This window comes from Streptomyces sp. NPDC031274, from assembly GCF_055570235.1.
Map to the genome: position 1 here is coordinate 191,630 of NZ_JBVIHP010000014.1, position 26,052 is coordinate 217,681.

The 26,052-nt window shown below is 71.4% G+C and carries 16 protein-coding genes; 10 read left to right on the plus strand and 6 right to left on the minus strand.

Features of this window, described 5'->3' with window-relative positions:
* Positions 1 to 133 precede the first annotated feature (133 nt).
* From ACZ5CR_RS23260 to ACZ5CR_RS23290, 7 genes are all read left to right on the plus strand, one after another.
* Positions 134 to 3,613 carry a bifunctional glycosyltransferase/CDP-glycerol:glycerophosphate glycerophosphotransferase gene (locus ACZ5CR_RS23260; RefSeq protein WP_468860254.1) on the plus strand — a complete coding sequence of 1,160 codons (3,480 nt, stop codon included), beginning with the start codon at positions 134 to 136 and terminating at the stop codon, positions 3,611 to 3,613.
* Positions 3,610 to 5,280 carry a hypothetical protein gene (locus tag ACZ5CR_RS23265; RefSeq protein WP_468860256.1) on the plus strand — a complete coding sequence of 557 codons (1,671 nt, stop codon included), beginning with the start codon at positions 3,610 to 3,612 and terminating at the stop codon, positions 5,278 to 5,280. The genes ACZ5CR_RS23260 and ACZ5CR_RS23265 overlap by 4 nt, the downstream gene beginning before the upstream one ends.
* A 53-nt stretch (positions 5,281 to 5,333) precedes the next feature.
* Positions 5,334 to 6,974 carry a glycosyltransferase gene (locus tag ACZ5CR_RS23270; protein ID WP_468860258.1) on the plus strand — a complete coding sequence of 547 codons (1,641 nt, stop codon included), beginning with the start codon at positions 5,334 to 5,336 and terminating at the stop codon, positions 6,972 to 6,974.
* 89 nt (positions 6,975 to 7,063) lie between these two features.
* A complete protein-coding gene (gene galE, locus ACZ5CR_RS23275) occupies positions 7,064 to 8,026 on the plus strand; it encodes a UDP-glucose 4-epimerase GalE (protein ID WP_468860260.1) in 963 nt (320 codons plus the stop codon).
* Positions 8,027 to 8,214: 188 nt separating this feature from the next.
* Positions 8,215 to 8,994 carry an ABC transporter ATP-binding protein gene (locus ACZ5CR_RS23280; RefSeq protein WP_468860262.1) on the plus strand — a complete coding sequence of 260 codons (780 nt, stop codon included), beginning with the start codon at positions 8,215 to 8,217 and terminating at the stop codon, positions 8,992 to 8,994.
* Positions 8,994 to 11,546, plus strand: a complete 2,553-nt coding sequence (locus ACZ5CR_RS23285) for an ABC transporter permease (protein WP_468860264.1) — start codon at positions 8,994 to 8,996, stop codon at positions 11,544 to 11,546. Before ACZ5CR_RS23280 ends, ACZ5CR_RS23285 begins: the two co-directional genes overlap by 1 nt.
* 146 nt (positions 11,547 to 11,692) lie before the next feature.
* Positions 11,693 to 11,860, plus strand: a complete 168-nt coding sequence (locus tag ACZ5CR_RS23290) for a hypothetical protein (RefSeq protein ID WP_468860266.1) — start codon at positions 11,693 to 11,695, stop codon at positions 11,858 to 11,860.
* A gap of 20 nt (positions 11,861 to 11,880) precedes the next feature.
* Here the strand turns inward: ACZ5CR_RS23290 and ACZ5CR_RS23295 are convergent, their stop codons facing one another.
* The gene (locus ACZ5CR_RS23295) at positions 11,881 to 12,525 is read right to left on the minus strand and encodes a response regulator transcription factor (RefSeq protein ID WP_468860268.1); all 645 of its coding nucleotides are present in this window, start codon (positions 12,523 to 12,525) and stop codon (positions 11,881 to 11,883) included.
* Positions 12,513 to 13,691, minus strand: a complete 1,179-nt coding sequence (locus ACZ5CR_RS23300) for a sensor histidine kinase (protein WP_468860341.1) — start codon at positions 13,689 to 13,691, stop codon at positions 12,513 to 12,515. Before ACZ5CR_RS23300 ends, ACZ5CR_RS23295 begins: the two co-directional genes overlap by 13 nt.
* A gap of 207 nt (positions 13,692 to 13,898) precedes the next feature.
* On the opposite strand from ACZ5CR_RS23300, the gene ACZ5CR_RS23305 reads away from it, so the two are divergent.
* Complete coding sequence (locus ACZ5CR_RS23305) at positions 13,899 to 14,069, plus strand: hypothetical protein (RefSeq protein WP_468860270.1); 171 nt, start codon at positions 13,899 to 13,901, stop codon at positions 14,067 to 14,069.
* Between the two features lie 61 nt (positions 14,070 to 14,130).
* Here the strand turns inward: ACZ5CR_RS23305 and ACZ5CR_RS23310 are convergent, their stop codons facing one another.
* A complete protein-coding gene (locus ACZ5CR_RS23310) occupies positions 14,131 to 14,751 on the minus strand; it encodes a TetR/AcrR family transcriptional regulator (RefSeq protein ID WP_389908609.1) in 621 nt (206 codons plus the stop codon).
* Positions 14,752 to 14,899: 148 nt separating this feature from the next.
* Between ACZ5CR_RS23310 and ACZ5CR_RS23315 the strand changes: the two genes are divergently transcribed.
* Both ACZ5CR_RS23315 and ACZ5CR_RS23320 read left to right on the plus strand, forming a co-directional pair.
* Positions 14,900 to 15,832, plus strand: a complete 933-nt coding sequence (locus ACZ5CR_RS23315) for an ABC transporter permease (RefSeq protein ID WP_468860272.1) — start codon at positions 14,900 to 14,902, stop codon at positions 15,830 to 15,832.
* Between the two features lie 31 nt (positions 15,833 to 15,863).
* Complete coding sequence (locus tag ACZ5CR_RS23320) at positions 15,864 to 16,688, plus strand: ABC transporter ATP-binding protein (protein WP_468860343.1); 825 nt, start codon at positions 15,864 to 15,866, stop codon at positions 16,686 to 16,688.
* 6 nt (positions 16,689 to 16,694) lie between these two features.
* On the opposite strand, the gene ACZ5CR_RS23325 is transcribed toward ACZ5CR_RS23320, so the two are convergent.
* The 3 genes from ACZ5CR_RS23325 to ACZ5CR_RS23335 all read right to left on the minus strand — a co-directional run bounded on the left by ACZ5CR_RS23325 (position 16,695) and on the right by ACZ5CR_RS23335 (position 25,942).
* Entirely contained in the window at positions 16,695 to 17,855 is a 1,161-nt protein-coding gene (locus ACZ5CR_RS23325; protein WP_468860274.1) for a glycosyltransferase, read from the minus strand.
* The gene (locus ACZ5CR_RS23330; RefSeq protein WP_468860276.1) at positions 17,852 to 20,842 is read right to left on the minus strand and encodes a bifunctional glycosyltransferase/CDP-glycerol:glycerophosphate glycerophosphotransferase; all 2,991 of its coding nucleotides are present in this window, start codon (positions 20,840 to 20,842) and stop codon (positions 17,852 to 17,854) included. The genes ACZ5CR_RS23325 and ACZ5CR_RS23330 overlap by 4 nt, the downstream gene beginning before the upstream one ends.
* A gap of 153 nt (positions 20,843 to 20,995) precedes the next feature.
* Positions 20,996 to 25,942: an NAD-glutamate dehydrogenase gene (locus ACZ5CR_RS23335; protein ID WP_468860278.1), complete on the minus strand. Its 4,947-nt coding sequence runs from the start codon at positions 25,940 to 25,942 to the stop codon at positions 20,996 to 20,998.
* Positions 25,943 to 26,052 lie beyond the last annotated feature (110 nt).

Genomic DNA, 26,052 nt, shown 5'->3' on the forward strand with positions numbered 1-26,052 from the left:
AGGAGGGCAAAGAAATTGACGAGAAGGGGCAAATGAGATGAATACGCCCGTATTCCCATGATTGCTCCTACGCCACTCCCATGCCGCTCCCCTGCCACCGCCGCGCCCGGGAGCGCACGAAAGGCCGGTCGCCGTGCAGCCCCGTCTCAGCGTCGTCGTGCCCATCTACAACGTCGAAGAGTTCCTGGAAGAGTGCCTGGAGTCGATCGCCGGGCAGACCATGGCCGACCTGGAGGCCGTGCTCGTCGACGACGGCTCGACGGACGGCAGTCCGCGGATCGCACGTGAGTTCGCGGCGAAGGATCCACGGTTCGTCTATGTGCGCCAGCCGAACGCGGGGCTCAGCGCCGCCCGCAACACCGGAGTGCGGCACGCGACCCCGACCGCCCAGTACCTGGCGTTCGTCGACAGCGACGACGTCGTGCCGCACGACGCGTACGCGCGGATGACCGCGAGCCTCGACTCGACGGGGTCCGACTTCGCGAGCGGCAACGTCTGGCGCCTGAACGAGCGCGGACGCCAGCAGGCCTGGCAGTACAAATGGCTGACCGAGCCGCGCTCGCGCACCCACATCAGCCGTGACCTGGAGCTGCTCGCCGACCGCGTCGCCTGGAACAAGGTCTTCCGCCGCGCCTTCTGGGACCGGCACGGCTTCACCTTCCCCGAGGGCAAGCTCTACGAGGACACGCCCGTCATGATCCCCGCACACTTCCTCGCGGGCTCCGTGGACGTGCTCAGCGACCACGTCTACTACTGGCGGGTGCGCGAGGGCTCGATCACCCGGCGGCGCACGGACGTCAAGGGCGTACGCGACCGGATCGCGGCGTGCGCGCACGTCAGCGCGTTCCTCGCCGAGCACGCGCCCGAGATGCGCAAGACATACGACACCTCCTGCCTGCGCGACGACTTCGTGTACTTCCTCCAGGGTCTGCCGATGGGCGGGCCCGAGTACCGCGCGACCTTCATGAAGGGCGCGTCGGCGTTCCTGCGCCGCGCCGATCCGGAGGTGATCACGGGGCTCCCGGTGTCCCTGCGCGTGAAATGGCATCTCGTACGCGAAGGGCGCACCGCCGATCTGATCGACCTCCTCACCTTCGAGCAGCGCAACGGGAGCGCCTTCCAGATCCGGGGGGTGGTGCGCCGCAGTGCCGCCTACCCGCGCGCGTCGGGCGGTCACATCCGGGTGCCGCAGGAGCTGGCCCGCATCGGGCGCGGCGAGCTGCCGGTCATCGCGCGGGTGCGGGAGGCCGCCTGGGGTGCGGACGGGCTGCTTCGGATCAGCGGATACGCGTACGTGCGCAACCTGGAGGCGACGCGTCCCGGGCACTCCGTCAAGGCGGCCGTCCTCAAGTCGGCGCACAGCAGGGCGCAGTTGAGGAAGGTCGCCACCCGGACGGTCGCCGCCCCGCAGGCCACCGAGAACTCCCGGCAGCAGCTGCACTGCTACGACCTCTCCGGGTTCGAGCTGACCATCGACCCCGAGCAGCTGAAGACGGGCGGCAGGTGGCGGCCCGGCAACTGGCTGCTCGGCGTGGTCGTCGCGGGCCACGGTTCGGTGCGGCGGGCCGCGGTCCGCCCCCTGGACGGTTCGGCCGCCCAGTCCGTCGTACGCGAACTGGGCGACGGGCTCCGCCTGGTCCTCGGCTACAGCAAGGGCCGCCTGGTGCTGAAGATCCAGGACTACGTGGCCCGGGTCGACGCCCATCACCAGGACGGCGACGAGATGGTCCTCAGCGGCCATCTGCCGAGCCATCTGCGCCCGACTTCCCTGCGCCTGACGCACAAGCACTCGTCGGCGGAGTTCGACTACCCCGTGGCGCTCCCGGGCGACGACCGCTTCGACGTGCGCATGCGCCTCGCGGACCTGGAGGACATCGCGCCCACCCCGCATCTGGCCCCCAAGGAGGTCGAGCCCCCGCACGGCGACCGCTGGCAGGCCAACCTGGTCCTGCCCGACGGCAAGCTCAAGTCCCTCGCCGCGGCCCTCGACCTGCCGCCGGGTCGCTACGCCTCGCGCGCGAACGGCCGCGAGCTGTGCGCATCGGCCAACGACCAGGGCCAGCTCGTCGTCGAACTGACCCGGCAGCCGATCGCCGACCGGGTGGTGTGGAGCGAGGACGGCACGCTGACGATCGAGGGCACGGTGTCCGACGCGAACTGGGACACGGCGGAACTGGTGCTGCGGCACAGCGGCAGGGACGAGGAACTGACGGTCCCGGTGGAGCGCACCGCAGGTCGCTTCCGGGGGGTGGTGGCGCCGGGGGGCGGGGTGCTGCGGGAGGGGCGGTGGTACGCGTTCCTGCGGGAGGTGGGAAGTGACGCCGCCGCGCACGGCGTTCCGCAGGACGGCATGCCCGTGCGGCTGCTCGCCTCCGTGTCCGCCGCCTTCCCGCTCCACCAGACCGTGGAGGGGCGGGAGTTCACCGTCGACCGGCGGTTCGGCGACCGGCTGCTCCTGGAGTCCGGGTCCGTGCTCGCGCGGGGCGAGCGCGGGGCCTACCGTCGGCACCGGCTGCGTACCGCGCACTATCCGAGCCGGCGCACCCAGCCGCTGCGGGACGCGGTGCTCTACTTCGACGGGGACTCCCCGCGCGCGGTCCACGAGGAGCTGGTGCGGCGCGGCGCGCAGGTCGAGCACCTGTGGGTGACGCAGGACCAGCAGACGCGGGTCCCCGCGGGGGCGAAGGGCGTGGAGGAGCACAGCGCCGCCTGGTACGAGGCGCTCGCCCGCTGCCGCCGCATCGTCACCGCCGGGCATCTGCCCGACTTCTTCGAGAGGCGGGACGGGCAGACCGTCGTACAGACCTGGAACGGCGCGCCCCTCAAGCGCATCGGCACCGATCTCACCGACACCCTCTACGCCGACCACGGCCACCTCGACGTCCTGCCCAAGCTCTCCCGGCAGTGGGACGTGCTCGTGTCGCCGAACCGGTTCTCGACTCCGCATCTCGGGCGGGCACTCGCCTACGAGGGCGAGGTCATGGAGGCGGGCTCCCCCCGCAACGACGTCCTCTTCTCCGAGGACCGCGCCAAGGTCGCCGAACGCGTGCGCCGCGATCTCGGCATCGACCCCGGCAAACGGATCGTCCTGTACGCGCCGACCTACCGGGACCACCTCGCCTACTCCCCCGGCCGCTTCCGCTACGAACCCGCGCTCGACTTCGCCGCGGCGCAGGACGTGCTCGGCGACGACCACGTCCTGCTCGTACGCAAGCACCCGCTGACGGCGGGCCGCCTGCCCGGGGCCCACGCACCCTTCGTACGCGATGTGTCGTCCCACCCCCGCACGGCCGAACTCCTCCTGATCTCCGACGTGTTGGTGACGGACTACTCGTCCCTGATGTTCGACTTCGCGCACACGGGCCGCCCGATGCTGTTCCACGCCTACGACCTGGAGCACTACCGCGACACGGTCCGCGGCTTCTACCTCGACTTCGAGACGAGCGCCCCGGGCCCGCTGCTCGCCTCCACCGGCGAGGTCGTCGAGGCCCTCCGCGACCTCGACTCCCTCACGGCCCGGCACGCGGACGCGTACGCGGCGTTCCGCGAGGCCTACTGCGATCTGGACGACGGGCAGGCGTCGGCTCGGGTCGCGGAGAGGCTCATGCGATGACCATGGCCACGCGGGGGGCCGCGCTCCGCACGCGGCGCCAGGTCCACGGCTCGACGGCGCTGCACGGGCGCGGAAGGTGGCGGCCGAGCCCGTACGTCGTGTTCGGCGGCCTCTTCTGGATCGTCATGTCGCTCGCCTTCTGGCGGGTGCCGATGTGCTGCGACTTCGGGCAGCACGCGGCGGTGATCGAGCGGCTCAAGGCCGACCTCCTTCACCCGCGCCACCCGATGGCGGACCTGCCGGGCGCGGGCAGCCCGTACTACTCGCCGTACGCGGTGGCGCAGGGCGTCTTCGCACGGGCGACGGGGCTCGCGGGCTGGGAGGTCGTGAAGCTCGCGGGGCCGCTGAACCTCCTTGTGCTGCTCACGGGTCTCGGCCGGTTCGTGAAGGTCCTGACGTCACGTCAGTGGGCGCCTGTTCTCGCCCTGTTCGCCATGGTCGTGCTCTGGGGCACCCGGATGGCGTGGTGGAGCGGCTACCTCGGTCTGATGTCGATGACGGGGAACCTCGGGTATCCGTCGACGTTCGCGATCGGCCTGGCGTTCTGGGCGTGGGGCCTTGCGGGGTCGCTCGCGCGCTCGCCCCGGAGCGGCTGGGCGTACGCGGGGCTCGGCGCGCTGTGCGGGGTGATCCTGCTCGTCCACCCGATCTCGTCCGTGGCGGCGGTGATCGGGGTGGTCGCGTTCGCCGCGTCGGCCCCTCGCCCCTTCCTCCCCTCCGCTCTGTGGAAGTGGGCGGCGACCGCCGTGACGGCGGCGGTGATCGCGGCGAGCTGGCCCTACTACTCCGTGTTCTCCCTCGTCGGCGACGAGAGCGTCGACTGGATCCACCGCCAGCTCTACACCGAGATGCCGGGGAGATTCTGGCTCGCGCTGCTCGGCCTCCCGGCCCTCGCCCTGAGGTTCCACAAGAACCGCCGCGACCCCCTGGTCCTGATGTTCGTCCTGGACTGCGCGGTCGTCGCGTACGGCTGGCTGAGCGGTCACTACACCTACGGCCGCATCCTGGGCCTGACCCTCGTCCCGCTCCAGTTCGCCCTCGCGATCGAGCTGGCCGCGCCACGGCCCTGGCGCCGGTGGCGCACGGCCCTCGGGGGCGTCGCGGCCACCGGAGCGGCCATCGGCTTCTTCACGCTCCAGGCGGGGGCGGTCGTGCCGCGCGCCCTGGACCCGGTGGGCTTCGACCAGCCGCCGCGCTGGCCCGGCTACGGCTGGGCGGTGAGCCGGATGCACGAGGGCGACGTCGTCCTCACCGACGGCTACTACCCCACCCGCTCCCTCCCCGCGTACGGCGCCAACCTCGTCGCACCCGCCTGGCCGGACCCGTCACTGGGCGAGGACACACGCAACCGCCGCCTGAAGGAGGTGCGGGACTACCTCTCCCCCGATTCGACCCGCGCCGAGCGCACGCGGACGGTCCACCGCAACCACGTGCGCTGGCTGCTGCTCTCGCCCGACCAGAAGGTGCCCGAGGAGGCGGTGGTGGTGGCGTGGGGGCCACGGACGGGGGAGGTGCTCGCGCGGGTGAGTGCCGGTAAAAGCACGGACGAACCCAAGGACGGACGCAAGGGCGGACGCACGGACGAACCCAAGGACGAGCACAAGAGTGCGCACAGGAGTGAGCAGAGAAAGACCCTCCACCCCCACCAATCCCACAAACCCCGCTAAACCCACCAACCCCCCTAATCAGACAATTACCAGTAACCTCTAAAATTTCCCCCGTGGACCTCTCTCCGTCTCTCCCGCCCCCGTCGCCCCAGGTCTGCGTCGTCGTGATCGGCTACAACGACGCCGCGCACCTCGCGGACGCGGTGCGCTCGGCGCTCGCCCAGGGCCCGGCCGTCCGCGAGGTGATCGCCGTCGACGACTGCTCGACGGACGACAGCGGCGCGCTGCTCGCGGCGCTCGCGCAGGAGGATCCGCGCGTCAAGCCCATCCGCCGCGCCGTCAACAGCGGCGGCTGCGGCACTCCCCGCAACGACGGGATCGAGGCCACGACGTCCGCGTACGTGATGTTCCTCGACAGCGACGACGTCCTGCCGCCCGGCGCGGTGGACGCCCTCCTCAAGGCCGCGACGCGGCACGACGCCGAGGTGGCCACCGGCCTCTGCGTACGCCGTGAGCTGCCCTCCGGACGCGAGACCCCCTGGCAGCCCCTCCTCTACAAGAAGGCCCGCCTCATCGCCCGCCCCGAGCTGCGCACCCGTCTGGTCCACGACACGCTCTGCGTCAACAAGCTCTACCGCACCGATTTCCTGCGCAAGCACGCCCTGCGCTTCCCCGAGGGCCACTTCACGTACGAGGACTTCGTCTTCACGGCCCGCGTCCTCGCGGCGGGCCCGCGCATCGCGCTGATCACGGACCTCGTCTACGTGTGGAACGTACGCCGCACGGCGGCCAAACTCTCGATCTCCCTCGACCGCTCCGGCATCGACAACTGGCGGGCCCGCATGGAGGCCCACCGCCTGTCGGTCGACATCCTGCGCGAGGCACGGAGCCCGACGGGTATGGCGGGCAAACGGCTCGCGCAGGCCTCCCGGGCGAAGTTCATCGACCACAGCCTGCGGATGTACGCGCGTGAGCTCACCGCCCGCGGCCCCGAGTACCGCCAGGAGTGGTGGACGGCCACGCGCGCGTACCTCGCCACCTTCGACACGGCCGACCTGGACGCGGCACCCGCACCCGGCAGGGTCATCGCCCGCGTGATCCTGGCCTCCCCCCGGCCGCGCGACCTGCCCCGCCTCCAGGAGGTGGCGTCCCGCCCCGCGCGCCTCTCACCCCCGTACGCACGATCGCCCGACGGCACCACCCCCCTCTGGTCCCCCGACCTCCCCCAGGTCACCCTGGAACACCTCCTCGTACGCCCCATCCGCCTCCTGCCCCTCGCGGTGGACGCCGAACTGCGCCCCCGCGCGCACGGCAGCCGCCTGACGCTGCGGCTGCACGAGCTGTACGGGCGCGTGGCCGACGCGGGCCCGACCACGGTCGACGTGGAGCTCGCACCGAGGAACGGCGAGGGCCCGGCGCTGCGCCGCACGACGGCGTTCAGCCCCTCCGAAGACGGCGTCACCTGGCTGACGGGCGTCGTCCTTGACCTGGGCTCGCTCGGCGGCGGCGTATGGGACCTGCGGCTGCGCCTCCACTTCGGCGACGGTACGGCGCGCGAGACGACGGCGCGGGCGGTCGCGGGCCCGGGCCTGCTGCGGCGCACGGCGCTGCCCTCGCGCCGGGGTCTCCTCCTCGCCCAGCCGTACGCGACCCAGGCCGGGAACCTCGCGGTGCGGCTGGCGCCGGGGATGCGGGGCGTGGCGGGCGTTGCACGCAGGCGCCTGGCGCGGTGGACGGGCGGCGGCGGGCGCTGACGCGGCCCGTACCCGGCGCTCTGCGAGACTGCACGTCGGAACGCCTACGGCGGGACACGCACGACACCACACGGGAAGGCTCACTGACGATGACCTGGCTGATCACCGGCGGGGCCGGCTACATCGGGGCACACGTGGTCCGCGCCATGGCGGAGGCGGGCGAGCGGACCGTGGTCTACGACGACCTGTCCACGGGCATCGCCGAGCGCGTCCCCGACGGCGTACCGCTGGTGACCGGATCGACGCTGGACGCGGACCTGCTGTCCCGCACCCTGACCGAGCACGCCGTCACCGGTGTCGTGCACCTGGCGGGCAAGAAGCAGGTGGGCGAGTCGGTGGAGATGCCGCTGCACTACTACCACGAGAACGTGGAGGGCCTGCGGGTCCTGCTGTCGGCGGTGACCGAGGCCGGTGTCGCCTCCTTCGTCTTCTCCTCGTCGGCGGCGGTGTACGGCATGCCCGACGTGGACCTGGTGACGGAGGAGACCCCCTGCCTCCCGATGAGCCCGTACGGCGAGACGAAGCTGGCCGGCGAGTGGCTGGTCCGCGCCACGGGCCGGGCGCACGGCCTTTCGACGGCGTCCCTGCGGTACTTCAACGTGGCGGGCGCGGGCGGCCCCGACCTGGCCGACACGGGCGTCTTCAACCTGGTCCCGATGGTCTTCGAGAAGCTCACGGACGGCGAGGCCCCGCGCGTCTTCGGCGCGGACTACCCGACGCCGGACGGTACGTGCGTACGCGACTACATCCACGTGGCCGACCTCGCGGAGGCCCACGTGGCGACGGCCCGCAAGCTGGCCACGGCACCGCGCGGCACCGACCTGACGCTCAACATCGGCCGCGGCGAGGGCGTCTCGGTCCTGGAGATGGCCACCCTGATCAACGAGGTCACGGGCTACGACCGCGCACCCACCGTGGCCCCCCGCCGCCCCGGCGACCCGCCCCGCGTCGTGGCATCGGCGGACCGCGCCGCGGCGGAACTGGGCTGGACGGCCAAGCGGGACGTGCGCGAGATGGTGGCGTCGGCGTGGGCGGGCTGGCGCCGGGGGTAGTCCTCGGCCGATCGCAGAAAAATCCCGCCTCAGCGTCCCCCGCACCGGCGTGTCGTGGGACTTTCCTGCAATCCCCCTGGTGGACCTAGCTACACCACCGCTCCGGGACCGTGCTCTCTCGTCCCGTCGGTTCGCGCTGCCTAGCGTTTCCGGTGGCAGTGACGGTCGGCGGCAGGGAGCTCTCAGCGATGTTCAGGCGGCAAGGTTCCGCGGCGGGAACCCTGGAAGGCGGCCCTCCGGGCGGCACCGAGGCGCTCGGCCTCGACGGAGTGACCCGGACCTACCGGCGCGGTGGGCCCGCCGCGCTCGCGCCCCTCCGGCTCACGCTCCCCCGCGGCAGGTTCCTCGCCGTGATGGGGCCCTCCGGGTCCGGCAAGTCCACGCTGTTGCAGTGCGCGGCCGGGCTCGACCGGCCGAGCGCCGGGACCGTACGCATCGGGGGCGTCGACATCGGCTCCCTCAAGGAAGCCGCGCTGACCCGGCTGCGGCGTGAACGCGTCGGGTTCGTGTTCCAGGCGCACAACTTGGTGCCCTCGCTCAGCGTCGCCGAGAACGTCGCCCTGCCGCTGCTCCTCGGCGGTGCGCCCGACGAGGGGCGCGTCGCGCTCGGCCTCGCCGAGGTCGGGCTCGGCGACCGCGGGGACGACCGCCCGACCGAACTCTCCGGCGGCCAGCAGCAGCGCGTGGCCATCGCCCGCGCCCTGGTCACCCGACCGGAAGTCGTCTTCGCCGACGAGCCCACCGGCGCCCTCGACCCCGTCACCGCGCACGGCGTGCTCGCGCTCCTTCGCCAGGCCGTCGACCAGGACGGCCACACCGTGGTGATGGTGACCCACGACCCGGCGGCCGCGGCCTGGGCGGACGAGGCGCTCTTCCTCGCCGACGGCCACGTCGCCACCCGGCTCCTCCAGCCGGACAGCGACCAAGTGCACCACATCATGAGGAACTTGAAGGGGGCGGCAGCCTGATGGCGGCGACACCGAACGTCACCCGGCTCCTCGCCTCACGCGCCGCCCGCATGCACCGCAAGGCGTGGGCCGCGGTCTTCGCCGCGCTGGCCCTCACCTCTCTCCTCCTCGGCTCCTTCGGCCTCGCGCTCGCCTCGGCCGGACTCGGCCACGCGCGCGTGGAGCGCTACGCGGGGGCCGATCTCGTCGTCACCGGCGACCAGAACACCCGGTTCACGGCGAAGCCCTGGGGCAGCGACCGCGAGACGGTGACAGCGGGCCTGACCGAACGCGTGCGGGTCCCGCGGGCAGCGCTTGAGGCCGTGCGCGAGGTCCCCGGGGTCCGTTCGGCCATCGCCGACGAGGTCTTTCAGGTGGGCGTGGCGGGCGGTGTGCGCGAGGCCGTCGGACGGCCGTGGAGCGCCGCCCGGCTGGCTCCCCATGTCCTACGGGACGGGGGCGGACCGGAGCGCGACGGCGAGGTCGTCGTGGGTGAGGGGACGGCGCGTGTCGGTGACCGCGTCACCGTCCGGGTGTCCGGCACCGACGCGACGTACAAGGTGACCGGGGTGGCCGAAGGCCCGCGCGCCGCCGTCTACTTCACCTCGGCCGAGGCCCACCGCCTGGCCGGTCACCCCAGGTCGGTGGCGGCGATAGGCGTCACGGCGGAGCCCGGCACCAGCACGTCCGCCCTCCACGCGCGCGTGCGGCACGCCCTGGACACCGCGGGCCTCACGAGCGTGGGGCACCGGGCGGACGGGGACGGCGCCGGGCTGCGCGTCCTGACCGGGGACGGGCGCGGCGGCGCCGAATTCCTCCAGGTCGCCCCGGCCCGCGCGGGCATGCTCGCGCTGCTCGGCTCCGTGGCCGGCACCGTCGTACTCATCGCGCTGCTCGTCGTGTCGTCGACGATCGTGCAGGCGTTGCAGCAACGCTCGCGCGAGCTGGGCCTGTTGCGGGCGGTCGGCGCCACACCCCGGCAGCTGCGGGGTGCGGTGGGCCGGGAGGTCGGCCGGGTCGCCACGGTGGCGGCGCTGGTGGGAGCGGTCGCCGCGATCCCCGCCTTCCTCGGCCTCCGCACGCTCCTCGACGCCTGCGGCGCACTGCCGCCTGGGCTGGAACTCCCCCTCCCCCTCTGGCTGTTGCCCGCGGCACTCGTCACCGCGGGCCTGACGCTCCTCGTCGCCCGCCTGGCCGCGCTGATCGCGTGCGCGAGGACGGCGAAGGTACGCCCCGCTCAGGCCCTGCGCGAGGCGGCGCCCGGCACGGCCCGCAGGGTCACCGGCCTGGTGCTGCTGTTCCTCGGCGTGAGCTCGGCGGGCACCGCCACGCTCCAGAGCGGGGAGGCCGCGGCGGCGGCCGCCGGTGCGGCGACGGTGGTGCTCGCCATCGGCTGCGCGCTGCTCGGCCCGTGGATCGCCGAGGGCGCGATGCGGGTGCTCGGGTCGCCGATGCGCCGGATCGGCGGTGCGGCAGGTCACCTCGCTGCGGCCAACTGCACTGCTTCGGCACGGCGGTTGGGGGCGGCGATCACGCCGATCATCCTGGTGACGGCGTTCATCCTGGTCCAGCTCTCGGCGGGCGCGACGATGACGCACGCGGCGGGCACGCAGGCGCGGGACGCGGCGCGGGCGGACTTCGCGGTGAGCGCGGGGGGCGGCGGGCTGCCCGCGGGCACGCTGGAGCGGGTCCGGAAGGTACCCGGGGTGGTGGCCACGACCGGCGTCACGCGGAGCACGGTGGTCCTGGCCCGCAGGGAGACGGGCTCGCCCCGCCTCGACCGCCTGCCGGTGCTCGGCGTCACGCCCGACGGGCTGGCCCGGACCCTCGACCCCGGTGTCCGGGACGGCGACATCGGCGCGCTGCGCCCCGGCACGGTGGCGGTGGGCCGGGACCAGGCGCGCTCCTTGGACGCACGACCCGGCTCGACGGTGACGGTGCGGTTCGGGGACGGGGTCGAGGCGCGGCTCAGGGTGGTGGCGACGTATGAGCGCGAGCTGGCGCTCGGCGGCTTCCTCTTCTCCCAGGAACAGCTGCTGCGCCATGTGTCCTCACCGGGGTCGGCGGACCGGATCCTGGTCGCCACGGACGGCGGCGGCGCCGCTGCCTCGGCCCTGCGGGCGGCCGCACCCGGGGCGCGGGTCTCGCGGGACCCCGCGCCCGAGCAGCTGGAACCGGAGGACCAGGTGCTGGGTGAGGTGGTGACCGTGGCGGCGGTCGGTGCGATCGGCGGCTTCACCGTCATCGCCATCCTCAGCACGCTCTGCCTCATCACCATCGGGCGGCGGCCCGAGCTCTCGCTCCTCCGGCTGGCCGGGGCGGGGCGGAGTCAGCTGCGCCGCATGCTGCGCCTCGAAGCGGCGGCCTCCGCGGTGACGGGGCTGGCCGTGGGCGGGGTGGTGGGCCTGGTCCCGCTCCTCGCCTTCAGCGTGGCGATGGTCCGCACGGTGCCGCACGTGACGGCGGCGCAGGCGGGGCTGATAGCTCTGGTGGTCACGGCGACGACCGCCGCGGGGACGCTGCCGCCGGCCTGGCGGGTGCTGCGGGGCCGCTATCCCTCGCAGGGGCGTTGACCGTACGTACGGTCCCGCCGCGCCGCGGCGGATGTCCCCCACTCACCCGCCCGATACCCCGCGTCGCCGGGCAGCAGAGGTCGCCCGGCGGGCGGACCCCGACCCCGCACACGAGCAAGCCCCGCAGGACCGGCACACTTGACCCCATGAAGATCATGCTCCTGCTCGTGCTCGCCATCGCCCTCGTCGTCAACGTCACGTCCAGCTTCGTCATGGACGACAACACACGGCAGGCCCTGGTCAGCGTGGTAACCGGCGCGGTCGCCCTCGCCTGCGGCGTGACCCTGTTCGTCAAGCGGGACAAGCGGTCCTGACCCACACCGCGAGCTGAGCCCTACCCCCTGTTCAAGTAGGCCAGCACGGCCAGCACCCGCCGATGCCCGCTGTCGCTCGGCGGCAGCCCCAGCTTCGCGAACACATTGCCGATGTGCTTGCTCACCGCGCGGTCCGACACCACGAGCGCCGACGCGATCGTCCCGTTGTCCCGCCCCTCCGCCATCAGCTGGAGCACCTCCCGCTCCCGAGGCGTCAGCGAGTCCAGCGGGTCGTCGCGGCGCCGGGTGAGCAGCTCCGTGACGACCTCCGGGTCGAGCGCGGTGCCGCCCCCGGCCACCCGCTCCAGCGCGTCGAGGAATTCGTCGACCCGCCCCACCCGGTCCTTCAGGAGATAGCCGACGCCACTCGCACCCCCGCCCAACAACTCGGCGGCGTACGTCTCCTCGACGTACTGCGAGAGCACGAGCACCGGAAGACCGGGGATCCGCTCCCGGGCCGAGAGCGCGGCCCGCAGCCCCTCGTCCCGGAACCCGGGCGGCATCCGCACGTCCAGGACAGCGACGTCCGGCCGGTGCTCCAAGAGCGCCGGAAGGACCTCGGGCCCGCTCGCCGCCACCGCCACCACCTCGTGCCCGGCGGAGGACAGCAACAGCACCATCCCCTCCCGCAGCAGGGCATTGTCCTCGGCGATCACCACGCGCACGGCAGCTCCACTTCGATCACGGTCGGCCCCCCGACGGGGCTCGCCACTTCCACGGTCCCGTCGAGCGCGGCGACCCTGCGCCGCATCCCGAGCAGCCCGGTGCCGCCCGCGTCGTCGGCCCCGCCCCGCCCCTCGTCACGTACCGAGATCCTCAACACTCCACCCGTCCGGACAAGTTCCACAAAGGCCCGCTCCGAGCCACTGTGCTTGGCGGCGTTCGTGAGCGCCTCCGCGACGACGAAGTACGCGGCGGCCTCCACCGCGGCCGGAGCCCGCCCGTCGTCCCCCGAGAGATCTTCCACCCCCTCCGCGCGCACCGCCACATCGAGCCCGCTGCTCGCGGCGAGCGCCCGCACCGCCCCCACCAGACCCCGGTCCGTCAGGATCGGCGGATGGATGCCGCGTACGACGTGCCGCAGCTCGGTCAGGGCCTCCTCGGCCTGGTCCTGCACATCGGCGAGCAGCTTCCGCGCCGCCTCGGGGTCCTTGTCGAACGCGCGCCTCGCGAGGCCCACCCGCATCGACATCGAGACGAGCCGCGCCTGCGTACCGTCGTGCAAGTCCCGTTCGATGCGGCGCAGTTCGGCGCCGTGCGCGGCGACCGCGCCGGCCCGTGTGACGGTCAGTTCCTCGACCCGCTCGGAGAGCCGCGCGGCCCGCTCCGCCTCCGGCGACGCCTTGAGCAGCGCCCCCGACCAAGCGGCCTCCAGGTCGGCGATACGTGCCACGAGGGGCAGCACCACGGCACGGCGGCCGAGCAGCCCGCACCACACGCCGTCGACCAGCATCCCGACGATGAACAACGGCAGGGAGACGTAGAGCAGCAGCCAGCCGTAGAAGAAGTGCAGGCCGAGCCAGCGCAGATCGCGGTACGTCGCCGGGTCCGTGACCCCCGCGCGCACCCGCCGGGTGAGCGTGCCGGTCAGCGGCACGTACGCCTCGGGGATCTCCTTGCCCGTCCAGACGGCGACCCGGCGCCGTTTGAAGCCCGCCATCCGCCGCAGCATCAGGACCGTCTCGGGCATGATGCCCGCGCCGACGACGAGGAGCGTGGTGACGAGGGTGAGCAGGATGACCCCGATGAAGAGGTACGACGCGAGGGACAGGAGTGCCGCCGCGCCCAGCTGTTCCAGGGCCCGTTCCGTCCGCCGCAGTGTCTCCCGCATGCCTCGCATGTCCCGCATGGTCATGGGTCATGAGGCTATGCGACCCCGCTCGCACACGCGGGCGAGGCCGCTCCCCCGGGGACGGTGTAGCGCGCTACACCTCCGGTCCGGGAGAGGGCACCATCGTCACGCCGCCCCCGACCGGGGAGAGTTGATCACACGGCGGGACACGCCCCCCGCCCCACCACCGACTTGAAAGGCCCCGCCATGAAGGCCCTGCTCTGGCTCGTCCTCGCGATCGCCCTGGCCGTCAACGTCTCCACCAGCTTCGCCTTCGACGGGGTGCAGCAGGTCCTGATCAGTGTCTGCACCGGTATCGCCACGCTCGGCTCGGGCACGGCCCTGTTCCTGATGCGGGAGAGGCACCCCCAGGCCTGAGGGGTCGTCCCAGGCCTGAGCGGTCACCCAAGGTCTGAGGGGTCACCCAAGGCCTGAGCGGTCACAACGCCCGGAGCGCCGCCGCCGTAGCCGTCGCGAGACTGCCCAGGTATCCCTTGGGCAGCTCGGCCCGCACCACCACGGACCGCCAGTAGAGCGGCCCCGACACCAGGTCGAGGGCCAGGTCCTCGTCGACCCCGTCCCGCACCTCGCCCCGCGCCACCGCCGCCCGCACGATGCCGTTCGCCACCCCGTGCTGCCCCTCCCGCAGCGCCTTCTGCATGGCCTCCGCGATCTCCGGGTTGCGTGCCGCCTCCGCCTGCAGATCCGGGATCACCTGCGAGGCCACCGGGTGCCGCAGGGCGCGCGACGTCACCTCGTACAGCAGCCGCAGATCGCCCTCCAGGGAGCCGCTGTCCGGCATCGGCAGACCCTGGACCGCTATCGCGGACACCAGGTCGAGCACGAGATGCAGCTTGGAGCGCCAGCGCCGGTAGACGGCGGTCTTGCCGACGCCCGCGCGGCGCGCGATGCCCTCGATGGACATGCGCGCGTACCCGACCGCCGCCAGCTCCTCGAAGACGGCGGCCCTGATGGCCTCGGTCACGTCCTCGCGGAGCACCGCGGCCCCGGCGGGGGCCCTGCGGCGCGACTGTTCATCTCCTGGCCTGCTCGTCGTCATACGGACAGCATAGAACGTGACGACGATACGGTTGCGTTCCGACGTCGAACAGCTCTACTCTCGACGTGGCGACGATACGGGCCCGTCCCGACGTACGGACGCCCGTACGCACCGCATGCCCCACGGCTCCCGAGTGAAAGCAGCGGACGTGAGTCAGGTCCTCGACGCTCCATCCAGCACCGCGGTCGGCGCCCCCGGCCCCAGCGAGCCCGCTCCCGACCCCGCCGAGCTCGCCGCCCTGCACGGCCTGACCGTCAGCGGCGCCCGCCCCACGCTCCCGGCGTACGTCCGGCAGCTGTGGCAGCGACGCCACTTCATCACCGCCTTCGCGACCGCCAAGCTCACCGCCCAGTACAGCCAGGCGAAGCTCGGCCAGGTCTGGCAGGTGATGACGCCGCTCCTGAACGCGGCGGTCTACTACTTCATCTTCGGCATGCTGATGAACACCAAGCGCGACGTCCCGGACTACGTCCCGTTCCTGGTCACCGGCGTCTTCATCTTCACCTTCACGCAGAGCTCGGTGATGGCGGGCACCCGCGCCATCGCCGGCAGCCTCGGCCTGGTCCGCGCCCTGCACTTCCCGCGGGCCGCGCTGCCGATCTCGTACTGCCTGCAACAGCTCCAGCAGCTGCTCTTCTCCATGTGCGCGCTGGTCGTGATCCTGCTCTGCTTCGGCGTACCGCCCACCCCGTCCTGGCTCCTGGTGCTCCCGGTCCTGACCCTGCAGTTCACGTTCAACATGGGCCTGGCCCTCGTGATGGCACGCCTGGGCAGCAGGACGCCGGACATCGCCCAGCTGATGCCGTTCGTGCTTCGTACGTGGATGTACGTGTCCGGCGTGATGTGGAGCATCGACGCGGTCCTCAAGGACCGGCACCTGCCGCACGTCCTTCAGGTCCTCCTGGAGAGCAATCCGGCCGCCGTCTACATCGACCTGATGCGGTTCGCGCTGATCGACAGCTTCCACGCGGACCAGCTCCCGCACCACGTCTGGGCGTGGGCGCTCGGCTGGGCGCTGCTCGCCGGAGTCGGCGGGTTCATCTACTTCTGGAAGGCAGAGGAGACCTACGGCCGTGGCTGAGAAGACAGCAACTCTGACGGAGTCAGCAACCCTGACGAAGACAGCGACCCCGACGAAGACAGATCCCCCCGCCCACGGCCCCGCCCCCACCGTCATCGCCGACGAGGTCGACATCGTCTACCGGGTGCACGGCGCGGGGTCCCCCTCGGGCCGGGGCAGCGCGACCGCCGCCCTCGGCCGTATCCTCAAGCGCGGCAAGGGCGGCGAGGAGTCCGGCGTGCGCAAGGTGCACGCCGTCAGGAAGGTCTCCTTCACCGCCCACAAGGGCGAGGCCATCGGCCTGATCGGCACGAACGGCTCGGGCAAGTCGACCCTCCTGAAGGCGGTCGCCGGGCTCCTGCCCGTCGAGCACGGCCGCATCTTCACCGACGGCCAGCCCTCCCTCCTCGGCGTGAACGCGGCCCTGATGAACGACCTGACCGGTGAGCGCAACGTCCGCCTCGGCGGCCTGGCGATGGGCATGACCCGCGAGCAGGTCCAGGAGCGCTACCAGGACATCGTCGACTTCTCCGGCATCAACGAGAAGGGCGACTTCATCACGCTCCCCATGCGTACGTACTCCTCCGGCATGGCGGCCCGCCTGCGCTTCTCCATCGGCTCCGCCAAGGACCACGACGTCCTGCTCATCGACGAGGCCCTGGCGACCGGTGACCGCTCCTTCCAGAAGCGTTCGGAGGCCCGCATCCGCGAGCTGCGCAAGCGCGCGGGCACGGTCTTCCTGGTCAGCCACAACAACAAGTCGATCCGCGACACCTGCGAGCGCGTGCTCTGGCTGGAGCACGGCGAGCTGCGCCTGGACGGCCCGACGGAGGACGTCCTGAAGGAGTACGAGCGCTTCACGGGCGGCAAGAAGTAGCGGCCCTCAGCGCTCCAGGAACAGGAACAGCTCCTCCCAGCGCCGCACGACCGCCTCGGTCGTATAGCGCTGGATGTTCACCCTCGCCAGCTCCCCCATCCGGTCCCGCAATTCCTTGTCGGACATCAACGTGTCCAGCCTGCGCGCCAGTTCACCCGTGTTCCCGAGCCGCGCGAGCAGCCCGTCGACGCCGTCCTGGACGATCTCGTGCACGCCGGGCGCGCAGTCGAAGGCGGCGCACGGCACCGCGGTGGCCATCGCCTCCATCAGCGCGAGCGGGAAACCCTCACCCCGCGACGACTGCACGAAGACCGACCCGCCCCGCAGCGCACCCGGCACATCGCCGGTGCGCCCCATCCACTCCACGGAGCCGTCTAGGCCGAGGGCCGTGCACTGCTTCTTGAGCGTCTCCTCGTCCTCGCCGGAGCCGTAGATCCGCAGCTTCCAGTCCGGGTGCAGCGGCGCGACCTCCGCCCAGGTGTCGAGGAGCATGTCGATGCCCTTCTGGTCGTGCAGGCGGCCGATGCTGGTGACGATCTTCTCGGTGCGCCGCGAGGGCACCTCGGGCATGAACGGCAGCGGGTTCGGCATGAAGGACGCGTTGTCCATTCCCTGCCTGATCCACAGGTCGGCGTCCTCGCGGGTCAGCGCGAGCATCCGGTCGACGTCCTTGTAGTGCTTGCGCACGCGCGCGCCGCGCGAGGACGCCCGCGAGTAGCCGAACGACTCATGGCTCATACCGATGACCAACAGGCCTTTGGTGTCGGCGAGTTCGACCCACTCCATCGCCCACACCTGCGTGACGATGACGACGGCACCGGGCCCGGCCTGCGCGAAGAGCGCGGTCAGCTTGGCGGCCTGCTCCAGCATGCCCGCCGCGCGCCGCGCCCGCAGCCGGCGCTCGGCCACGTTGAGCCGCCCCTTGATGCCGCGCGCGGGACCGACGCGCGGCGGATGCTCGTCGTACAGCGTCGTGGTGGGGTACGGCAGGTCCGTGCCGATGTCCTGCGGTTCACCGGGCTCCGTGACGCCGATGACGTGCACGCGGTGGCCGCGCTCGACGAAGAGGCGTGCCATCTGATGGGACCAACTGGTGATCCCGCCCAGCTCGTTGACGCTGTTGGAGACGAAGAAGATGTCCCGCCGGGGCGTTGCGTACTCGGTCATCGACGGCTCCCGTCCGAGAAGTGCGGGACATGCGAGGCATACGGGACACGCGAGAAGTGCGAGAAGAACTGATCGACGACGCTCTTCGCCGCGTCGCCCCGGTCGTACTCGCCGAACTCGGCCACGAACCGCGCCCGCGCCGCCCCGTACTCAAGGGCCTGCTCATCGAGCGCGTTCAGCGGTTTCAGCGCCCCGAACAGTTCGTCCTCGGTGTCGAGCACCGGCCCTGGGGCCCGTTCCCGCAGGTCGAAGTAGGTGCCGCGGCCCTCGTGGACGTACTCCTCGTAGTCGTACGTGAAGAACAGCATCGGCCGGTCGAGGAGGGCGTAGTCGAACATCACGGACGAGTAGTCGGTGATCATCGCGTCGGCGAGCAGATAGAGCGGTGTGACGTCGTGGTGTGCGGAGACGTCGATGACGCGTCCGCGCACGGACGGCGGGAGCACCACATGGTTCAGGTAGTGCGAGCGCACGAGCAGCACGTACCGGTCGCCGAACTCCGCCGCGAACCGCTCCACGTCGAAGGGCAGCTCGAAGCGCCCGTGACGCCCTCCGTGCCGCCGGAAGGTCGGCGCGTAAAGCAGCACCCGCTTGTCGGCCGGGATACCCAACTCCGCCGCCAGCGGCCCGCGTTCGCGCACACCGCTCGCGTCCTCGGCCCGCTTCGCCCGCACGAGGGCGTCATTGCGCGGATAACCGACCCGCAGCAGCACCTTCTCCTTGAGGCGCAGGGCCTTCGCAAGGGTCCGCACGTCGTGCTCCGACCGGATCAGGAAGCGGTCGAAGCGGCCGAGCACCCGCTCCTGCTCGTCCTGCCGCGCCTTGCTCCGCAGCTTCCAGGCGGGCTCGTCGAAGCCCATGCGCTTGAGCGCCGAGCCGTGCCAGGTCTGGATGTACGTCGTCTCGGGACGCTTGGTGAGCTTGAGCGGGTAGCTCTGGTTGTCGACCCAGAACTCGGCCTGCGCCAGGGCCCGGAGGTACGGCAACGACCAGCGCCGCACCAGCGTCGCGTCGTCGGGGAACCCCTCGGGCTTCCCGGCGTAGGACCACACGGCGTCGAAGTCCAGACCCTGGCGCCGCATCTCCTCGTAGATCGCGCGTGGGCTGTCGCTGTACTGCTTGCCGAGGTGGCTCTCGAAGACGACCGTGCCCTTCTTCACCGGCAGGCGGCTGAACACCTCGTCGTACACGCGCAGTCGGCTCTGCCCGGAGGTGAGGTTCTTGCGCAGCTTCTTCGCCCTGCGGAAGCCGGACTTGGCGAGCCGCCCGGGCGCGCCCCGCGTGCCGCGCGCCACCAGGTCCTGGATCCGGCCGCCCGCCGCGTCCCGCGTGACGAGCCGGAACGCGAGGTGCCCGCGCTGCGAGACCTCGGGCTCCAGATGATCGGCGACAAGCCGGGTCAGCCTCGGCCGCACCGGAAGCATCCCCTCGGCGAGACCCGGAGTGCTCGGGGTGAGCCGCGTCCGGGTGCGCACGCCATCGGCGACGAGGTGAAGGCGTACGTCCCACACCGCGTCGACGACGCCGAGCGGACGCAGCTTGCGCGCGAGGTCGACCGAGGCCTCCCAGGTCACGCTCTCCCCTTCCTGGCGCACGGCGGCGGCAGGGAAGCGGAAGGACTGCAGGCTGCGGCGCCGGGCGCTGAACTCGAGCTCTGCGGTGAGCACGGCGTCGGGGCGCACGATGCCGAGCGGGTTGGTGACGCGGCCCGCCATCTTCACGACGCCCGCCGACTCCTCGTACCGCGTGAGGACGTTGCGCAGGAACATCTGGTCGAGGCGCTTGCTGTGGTAGCCGAGCGCGGTCACGTCGAGGACCTGGCGGCCGAACGGGTCGTCGAGGTGCTCGGCGCACCAGTACACGTGGCCGTCCCGCTCGGCGAGCGGCGAGGAGATCTTGTCGCGGTTGGTGAGAGTGTCGACGGCGGGCAGCAGGTTCTCCCAGTCGCCCTGCTCCAGGAGGTAGGCGCAGATGGCCTGGGCGGGCAGCACCTCGCCGTACGCGGCGCGGTCGATCCCGGCGAGGTAGCCGCGGGCGAGGTCCGCGAACTCCTGGCGGTAGGAGTCGTCGCGGAACGGCAGGTCGCGCAGGTGGAGCACCAGGTCGTGCTTGAGGAACTTGATGTCCTTGAAGAGCCGCAGCTCGTCCAGACCCCGCTCGGCGAGCAGCGCGTCGATCCGGCGGTGGATCTCAAGGCGGTGCTCGAAGTTGGTCATCTCGTGGCGCCGGTTGGTCACCGACTTCGCGGCGGCGCGCTCGTGGACGTGCCAGAAGTAGACCTGGTTGGGGATGAGCGTGATGCGCCGGGCGGCGAGGTAGGCCTCGGCGATGAACATCAGGTCCTCGTAGAACATGCCCTTGGGGAAGCGGAGGGCGTTCTCGACGAGGAAGTCGCGGCGGTAGAGCTTGTTCGTGGAGAGCGTGTCCCAGACGAACAGGTCGGGCAGCTCGGTGACGGACTCCAGGGTGCGGGTGGTGGCGTAGAGCCAGGGGTACCACTGATCGCGCTTCTTGTTGCGGGTGTCCATGGACAGCCGCACGCAGAGCCCGGAGACGATGTCGGAGCCCTCGCGCTCGGCGGCTTCGAGGAGGTTGCGGCAGGCGTTGCGCTCCAGGACGTCGTCGCTGTCGAGGAACATCACGTACGTGCCGACGGTGTGGCCGATGCCCACGTTGCGGGGCTCCCCGCCCGCGCCGCTGTTCTCCGGCAGCTGGTAGGCCCGCACCCGCTCGGGGTGCTCGGCGGCGATGCGCCGCGCCGTGCCGTACGAGTCGTCGGTGCTGCAGTCGTCGACGATGACGATCTCGACTCCGTGCAGCGTCTGGTCGAGCACCGACCGGACGGCGGTCGGCAGCCGCTCGGCGTCGTTGTAGACGATCACCACTACGGACACGTCTACGGGCACATCCACGGGCCCGTCTACGGGCCCGCCTACGGACACATCGGGTCCGGCCTCCGGCGTCCCCCGCTCACCTATCGCTCCCATGCGTCCCTCCAGTCAGATACCGGCTCACCCCACTAAGTATCGCTATTGACCGATTAGCGCTCTTCAGGGGGGTGTGTTCGGCCTAGTCCGGATACGCGAAAGGGGGCGCCCCGAGCCATCAGGCCCGGGGCGCCCCCATCGGCGTACGACGGATTACGAGTGCGTACGAAGGAGCGTCCTCATCGTCCGCATGGCGACCGACAGGTTCGCCAGGTCGAACGCGTCCGAGCTCTGGATCTCGTCCAGCGTCGTCCGCGACCGGCTCAGGATCGCCGCGTTCTTCTCCTCCCAGGCCTTGAACCGCTGCTCGGGAGTGTCCTCGCCGTTCCCGGCGGCAAGCACGTCGGCCGTCAGGGCGGCGTGCGCCGCGTACAGGTCCTCGCGGATCGACGCGCGCGCCATCGACTGCCAGCGGTCGGCCCGCGGCAGCTCGATGATGCGGTCCATGAGCTGGGTGATCCGCAGCCGGTCGGCGAGGTCGTAGTAGACCTCGGCGACGGCCATCGGCTGCTTGTCCATGCGGTCCGCGATCGCCACGATGTCGAGCGACGGGAAGGCCGACGAGAACCCGGCGACGCGCTGGGCGAGTTCGTCGGAGACACCCTCGCCCGTCAGCTCGTCGCGGATGCCTTCGTACCACTCCAGGTCGGAGCCGCTGAGCAGCTTCGGCAGCTCGGTCCAGACCTCGGCGACACCCTTGCTGAAGAAGTCGATGGTCTCGGCGAGCTGGAGCGGCTGCGGCCGGTTGTTGAGCAGCCAGCGCGTGCCGCGCTCGACCAGGCGGCGCGAGTGCAGCCTGACGCGGGTCTGGACATCGGCCGCCACGACGTTGTCGAGCTCCTCGACCGCGTCCCAGACCTTGCCGAGACCGAAGATCTCGCGGGCCGCGAGCTGCGCCCGCACGATCTCCTCGAGCGAGGCCCCGGTCTCCTCACGCAGACGGTGCAGGAAGGTCGAACCACCCGTGTTCACCGTGTCGTTGACCAGGACCGTGGTGATGATCTCGCGGCGCAGCGCGTGCCCGTCGACCTGCTCGGGGAACTTCTCCCGCAGAGGCTTCGGGAAGTACGCGTGCAGCAGACGACGGAGGTAGTCGTCGTCGGGCAGCGTCGTCTGGATCAGCTCGTCCGCCGCCGTGATCTTCGTGTACGCGAGGAGCACGGCGAGCTCGGGCTGGCTGAGCCCGCGTCCCGAGCTCAGGAGCTCACGGACCTGCCGGTCGGTGGGCAGGAACTCCAGCTCCCGGTTCAGGTGCCCCTGCTTGCCGAGCCTTCGCATGAAGCGCTGGTGGGCGTGGAGGAGGGACGGGGACTGGGCGACCGCGTTCGACAGGGCGGTGTTCTGCGCGTAGTTGTTGCGCAGGACCAGGGTCCCGACCTCGTCCGTCATCGCGGCGAGGAACTTGTTGCGCTGCTTGACGGTCATGTCGCCGTTGGCGACGACCGCGTTGAGCAGGATCTTGATGTTCACCTCGTGGTCGGAGGTGTCCACGCCCGCGCTGTTGTCGATGGCGTCGGTGTTGATGCGCCCACCGGCCCGGGCGAACTCGATGCGGCCCAGCTGGGTCAGACCGAGGTTGCCGCCCTCGCCGACGACCTTGACGCGCAGGTCGGCGCCGTTGACGCGGATCGAGTCGTTCGCCTTGTCGCCGACATCGCCGTTCGACTCGGCCGACGACTTCACGTACGTACCGATGCCGCCGTTCCACAGCAGGTCGACCGGCGCCTGGAGGATGGCCTTCATCAGGTCGGCCGGGGTCATCTTCGCGACGCCCCGCTCGATGCCAAGGGCCTCGCGGATGTGGTTGTTCAGCTGGATCGCCTTGGCGCTGCGCGGGAAGATCCCACCGCCCGCGGAGAGCAGCTCCTTGTTGTAGTCCGCCCAGGAGCTGCGCGGCAGCTCGAAGAGGCGGCGGCGCTCGGCGTACGAGGTCGCGGCGTCGGGCCTGGGGTCGATGACGATGTGCCGGTGGTCGAAGGCGGCCACCAGGCGGATGTGCTCGGAGAGCAGCATGCCGTTGCCGAACACGTCACCGGACATGTCGCCGACGCCGACGACCGTGAAGTCCTCGGACTGGGTGTCGGTGCCCAGCTCCCGGAAGTGCCGCTTGACGGACTCCCAGGCGCCGCGGGCGGTGATGCCCATGCCCTTGTGGTCGTAACCGGCCGAGCCGCCGGACGCGAAGGCGTCGCCGAGCCAGAAGTTGTAGGACTGGGCGACCTCGTTCGCGATGTCGGAGAACGTCGCGGTGCCCTTGTCCGCGGCGACCACGAGGTACGTGTCGTCCTCGTCGTGGCGCACGACGTCGGCCGGCGGCACGACCTCCCCTGCGACGAGGTTGTCGGTGATGTCGAGCAACGCCGAGATGAACGTCTTGTAGCAGGCCACGCCCTCGGCCAGCCATGCGTCGCGGTCCACGGACGGGTCGGGCAGCTGCTTGGCGACGAAGCCGCCCTTGGCGCCGACGGGCACGATGACGGTGTTCTTCACCATCTGCGCCTTGACCAGGCCGAGGATCTCGGTGCGGAAGTCCTCACGCCGGTCGGACCAGCGGAGCCCGCCGCGCGCGACCTTGCCGAAGCGCAGGTGCACGCCCTCGACGCGCGGCGAGTACACCCAGATCTCGTACGCCGGACGCGGCGCGGGGAGGTCGGGGATCGCCTGCGGGTCGAACTTCATGGAGACGTAGTTGTGCGGCTTGCCGCCCTCCGCCTCCTGGAAGAAGTTCGTGCGCAGCGTCGCCTTGATGACGGTGAGGAAGTTCCGCAGGATCCGGTCCTCGTCCAGCGACGCGACCTGGTCGAGCGCGCCGTCCACCTCCTCGAGGAGCCCGTCGGTCAGCTCGGTCCCGGCGCGCTGGCGGTCCGGGGACATCCGCGCCTCGAAGAGCGAGACGAGCAGGCGGGTGGTGTGGACGTTGTTGAGGAGGGTGTCCTCCATGTAGTCCTGGCTGAAGGTGGAGCCCGCCTGGCGCAGGTACTTGGCGTAGGCGCGGAGCACCATCGCCTGCCGCCAGTTGAGCCCGGCCCGCAGGACGAGCGAGTTGAAGCCGTCGACCTCGGCCTCGCCCGTCCAGGCGGCGGCGAAGGCCTCCTGGAAGCGCTCGCGGCCGTCGTCGCCGAGGTAGTCGCCGTTGCCGTTCTGGGACTTGGGCAGGCGCAGGCCGAAGTCGTAGATCCAGGCGTTCGTACGGTCCGTGCAGCGCAGCTCGTAGGGGCGCTCGTCGGTGACCTCGACGCCCAGGCGCTGGAGCACCGGCAGGACGGCGGAGAGCGAGACCTGGCCGCCCGAGCGGTAGATCTTGAAGCGGCGCTCGCCGGGCGCGGCGCCCACCGGCTCGTACAGGCTGAGCGCGAAGTCCTCGTGCCCCTGCTTCAGCTGCTCCAGGTGCACCAGGTCGGCGACGGCGGCCCGCGGTGAGTGGTCCGCCTTGTAGCCCTCGGGGAAGGCGCCCGAGTAGCGGCGGAGCAGCTCGGCGGCGCGTTCCTCGCCGCACTCGGCGGTCAGCGCCTCGCCGAAACCGTCGGCCCAGGAGCGGGCGGCCTCGACGAGCCGCGTCTCGATGCGGTCGGTGTCCGCGTCGGTGAGCTCCGCGAGCCCGCCGCCCGGCGCGACACGGACCACGAAGTGCAGCCGGGAGAGGATCGACTCCGTGTTCCAGGCGGTGAAGTCGACGCTGGTGCCGCCGAGCTCCTCCTTGAGGATGTCGATGATCCGCAGGCGCACGCCGGTGGTGTAGCGGTCGCGCGGCAGGTAGACGAGGGCGGAGTAGTAACGCCCGTACTCGTCCTTGCGCAGGTAGAGCCGGAGTCGACGGCGCTCCTGGAGGTAGAGCACGGACGTGACGATGGAGCGCAGCTCGTCGGGCGGGGTCTGGAAGAGCTCGTCGCGCGGGTAGGTCTCCAGGATCTGGAGCAGGTCGCGGCCGTCGTGGCTGTTGGGTGAGAAGCCCGCGCCCTTGAGGACCTCCTGGACCTTGCGGCGGATGACCGGCACGCGGCGCACGGACTCGGTGTACGCGGCGGACGAGAAGAGCCCGAGGAAGCGCCGCTCACCGACGACGTTGCCCTCGGCGTCGAACTTCTTCACGCCGACGTAGTCGAGATAGCTGGGCCGGTGCACGGTGGCACGGCTGTTGGCCTTCGTGAGCACCAGGAGCCTGTGCTCGCGGGCCTTCGCGCGCGCGTCCGCGGGCAGCCGGCTGAAGGAGGGGCTGACCGGATGGTCCTCCTCCCCGTCGTGCTGCGGGTCGGCGCGCAGGATGCCGAGGCCGGTGCCGGGCACCGCGGCGAGCGAGTCGTCGTCCGTCAGGTTGTACTCACGGAAGCCGAGGAAGGTGAAGTGGTTGTCGGCCAGCCAGCGAAGGAGCTCGCGCGCCTCGCCGACCTCCTGGTCGCGCAGGTCGTTCGCGGTCGGCTCGGTGGGCAGCTCGTCGGCGATGCGCAGGGCGGCATCGCGCATCTTCTCCCAGTCCTCGACGGTCTCGCGCACGTCGGAGAGGATCCGCAGCAGATCGACGCTGATCTGCTTCAGGTCCGCGCGGTCGGTCTCGCGGTCGGTCTCGACGTGGATCCAGGACTCGGTGACCGCGTCGTGCGGGCGCTCCGTGCCCGGGTCCGTGAGGACCTCCAGGAGCTTTCCGGTCAGATCCCGCCGTACGACGACCTGGGGGTGGATGACGACATGGATGCCGCGCCCCTGCCGGGAGAGCTCATTGGTGACCGAGTCGACGAGGAAGGGCATGTCGTCGGTGACCACCTCGACGACGGTGTGGCTGCACGTCCAGCCGTTCTCCTCGACCGTCGGTGTGTGCACGCGGACGTTGGCCGTGCCCTGCGGGCGGGTCTCGGCAAGTCGGTAGTGGGAGAAGGCCGCTCCGAAGACGTCGACCGGGTCACGGTCGGCGAGGTCCTCCGGGGCGGTGTGCAGGTAGTAGCGCTGGAGGAACGCAAGGGCCATGTCCTGGTCGGTCGTGGCCTTGTCGCCCTTCGACCCGGTCGGTGCGCCATGTGGCAGGCGGCCACCGACCGGGCTGTTCTCAGCTACCCGGGCCGCCCGTGTGAGCAACTCGGCTTTGGCTTCGTCCAGCTTGTTCTGCATTGTCCTCTTGACTCCTGTCGCGCGCCGTTGCGTGACGTAGAAGGAAATGATCCGACGTAACGCCACGACGCGGGGTCTCCGGTCGAAGTCGACGTTATGCCGCGGTGAGA

Bases quoted from the DNA above. Each gene is read 5' to 3' on its own strand.
- ACZ5CR_RS23305 (WP_468860270.1), top strand. From the start codon at position 13,899: ATGAAGGCCCTGCTCTGGCTCGTCCTCGCGATCGCCCTGGCCGTCAAC.
- ACZ5CR_RS23310 (WP_389908609.1), bottom strand. From the start codon at position 14,751: ATGACGACGAGCAGGCCAGGAGATGAACAGTCGCGCCGCAGGGCCCCC.
- galE (WP_468860260.1), top strand. From the start codon at position 7,064: ATGACCTGGCTGATCACCGGCGGGGCCGGCTACATCGGGGCACACGTG.
- ACZ5CR_RS23325 (WP_468860274.1), bottom strand. From the start codon at position 17,855: ATGACCGAGTACGCAACGCCCCGGCGGGACATCTTCTTCGTCTCCAAC.
- ACZ5CR_RS23335 (WP_468860278.1), bottom strand. From the start codon at position 25,942: ATGCAGAACAAGCTGGACGAAGCCAAAGCCGAGTTGCTCACACGGGCG.
- ACZ5CR_RS23300 (WP_468860341.1), bottom strand. From the start codon at position 13,691: ATGCGGGAGACACTGCGGCGGACGGAACGGGCCCTGGAACAGCTGGGC.
- ACZ5CR_RS23265 (WP_468860256.1), top strand. From the start codon at position 3,610: ATGACCATGGCCACGCGGGGGGCCGCGCTCCGCACGCGGCGCCAGGTC.
- ACZ5CR_RS23285 (WP_468860264.1), top strand. From the start codon at position 8,994: ATGGCGGCGACACCGAACGTCACCCGGCTCCTCGCCTCACGCGCCGCC.
- ACZ5CR_RS23330 (WP_468860276.1), bottom strand. From the start codon at position 20,842: ATGGGAGCGATAGGTGAGCGGGGGACGCCGGAGGCCGGACCCGATGTG.
- ACZ5CR_RS23290 (WP_468860266.1), top strand. From the start codon at position 11,693: ATGAAGATCATGCTCCTGCTCGTGCTCGCCATCGCCCTCGTCGTCAAC.
- ACZ5CR_RS23280 (WP_468860262.1), top strand. From the start codon at position 8,215: ATGTTCAGGCGGCAAGGTTCCGCGGCGGGAACCCTGGAAGGCGGCCCT.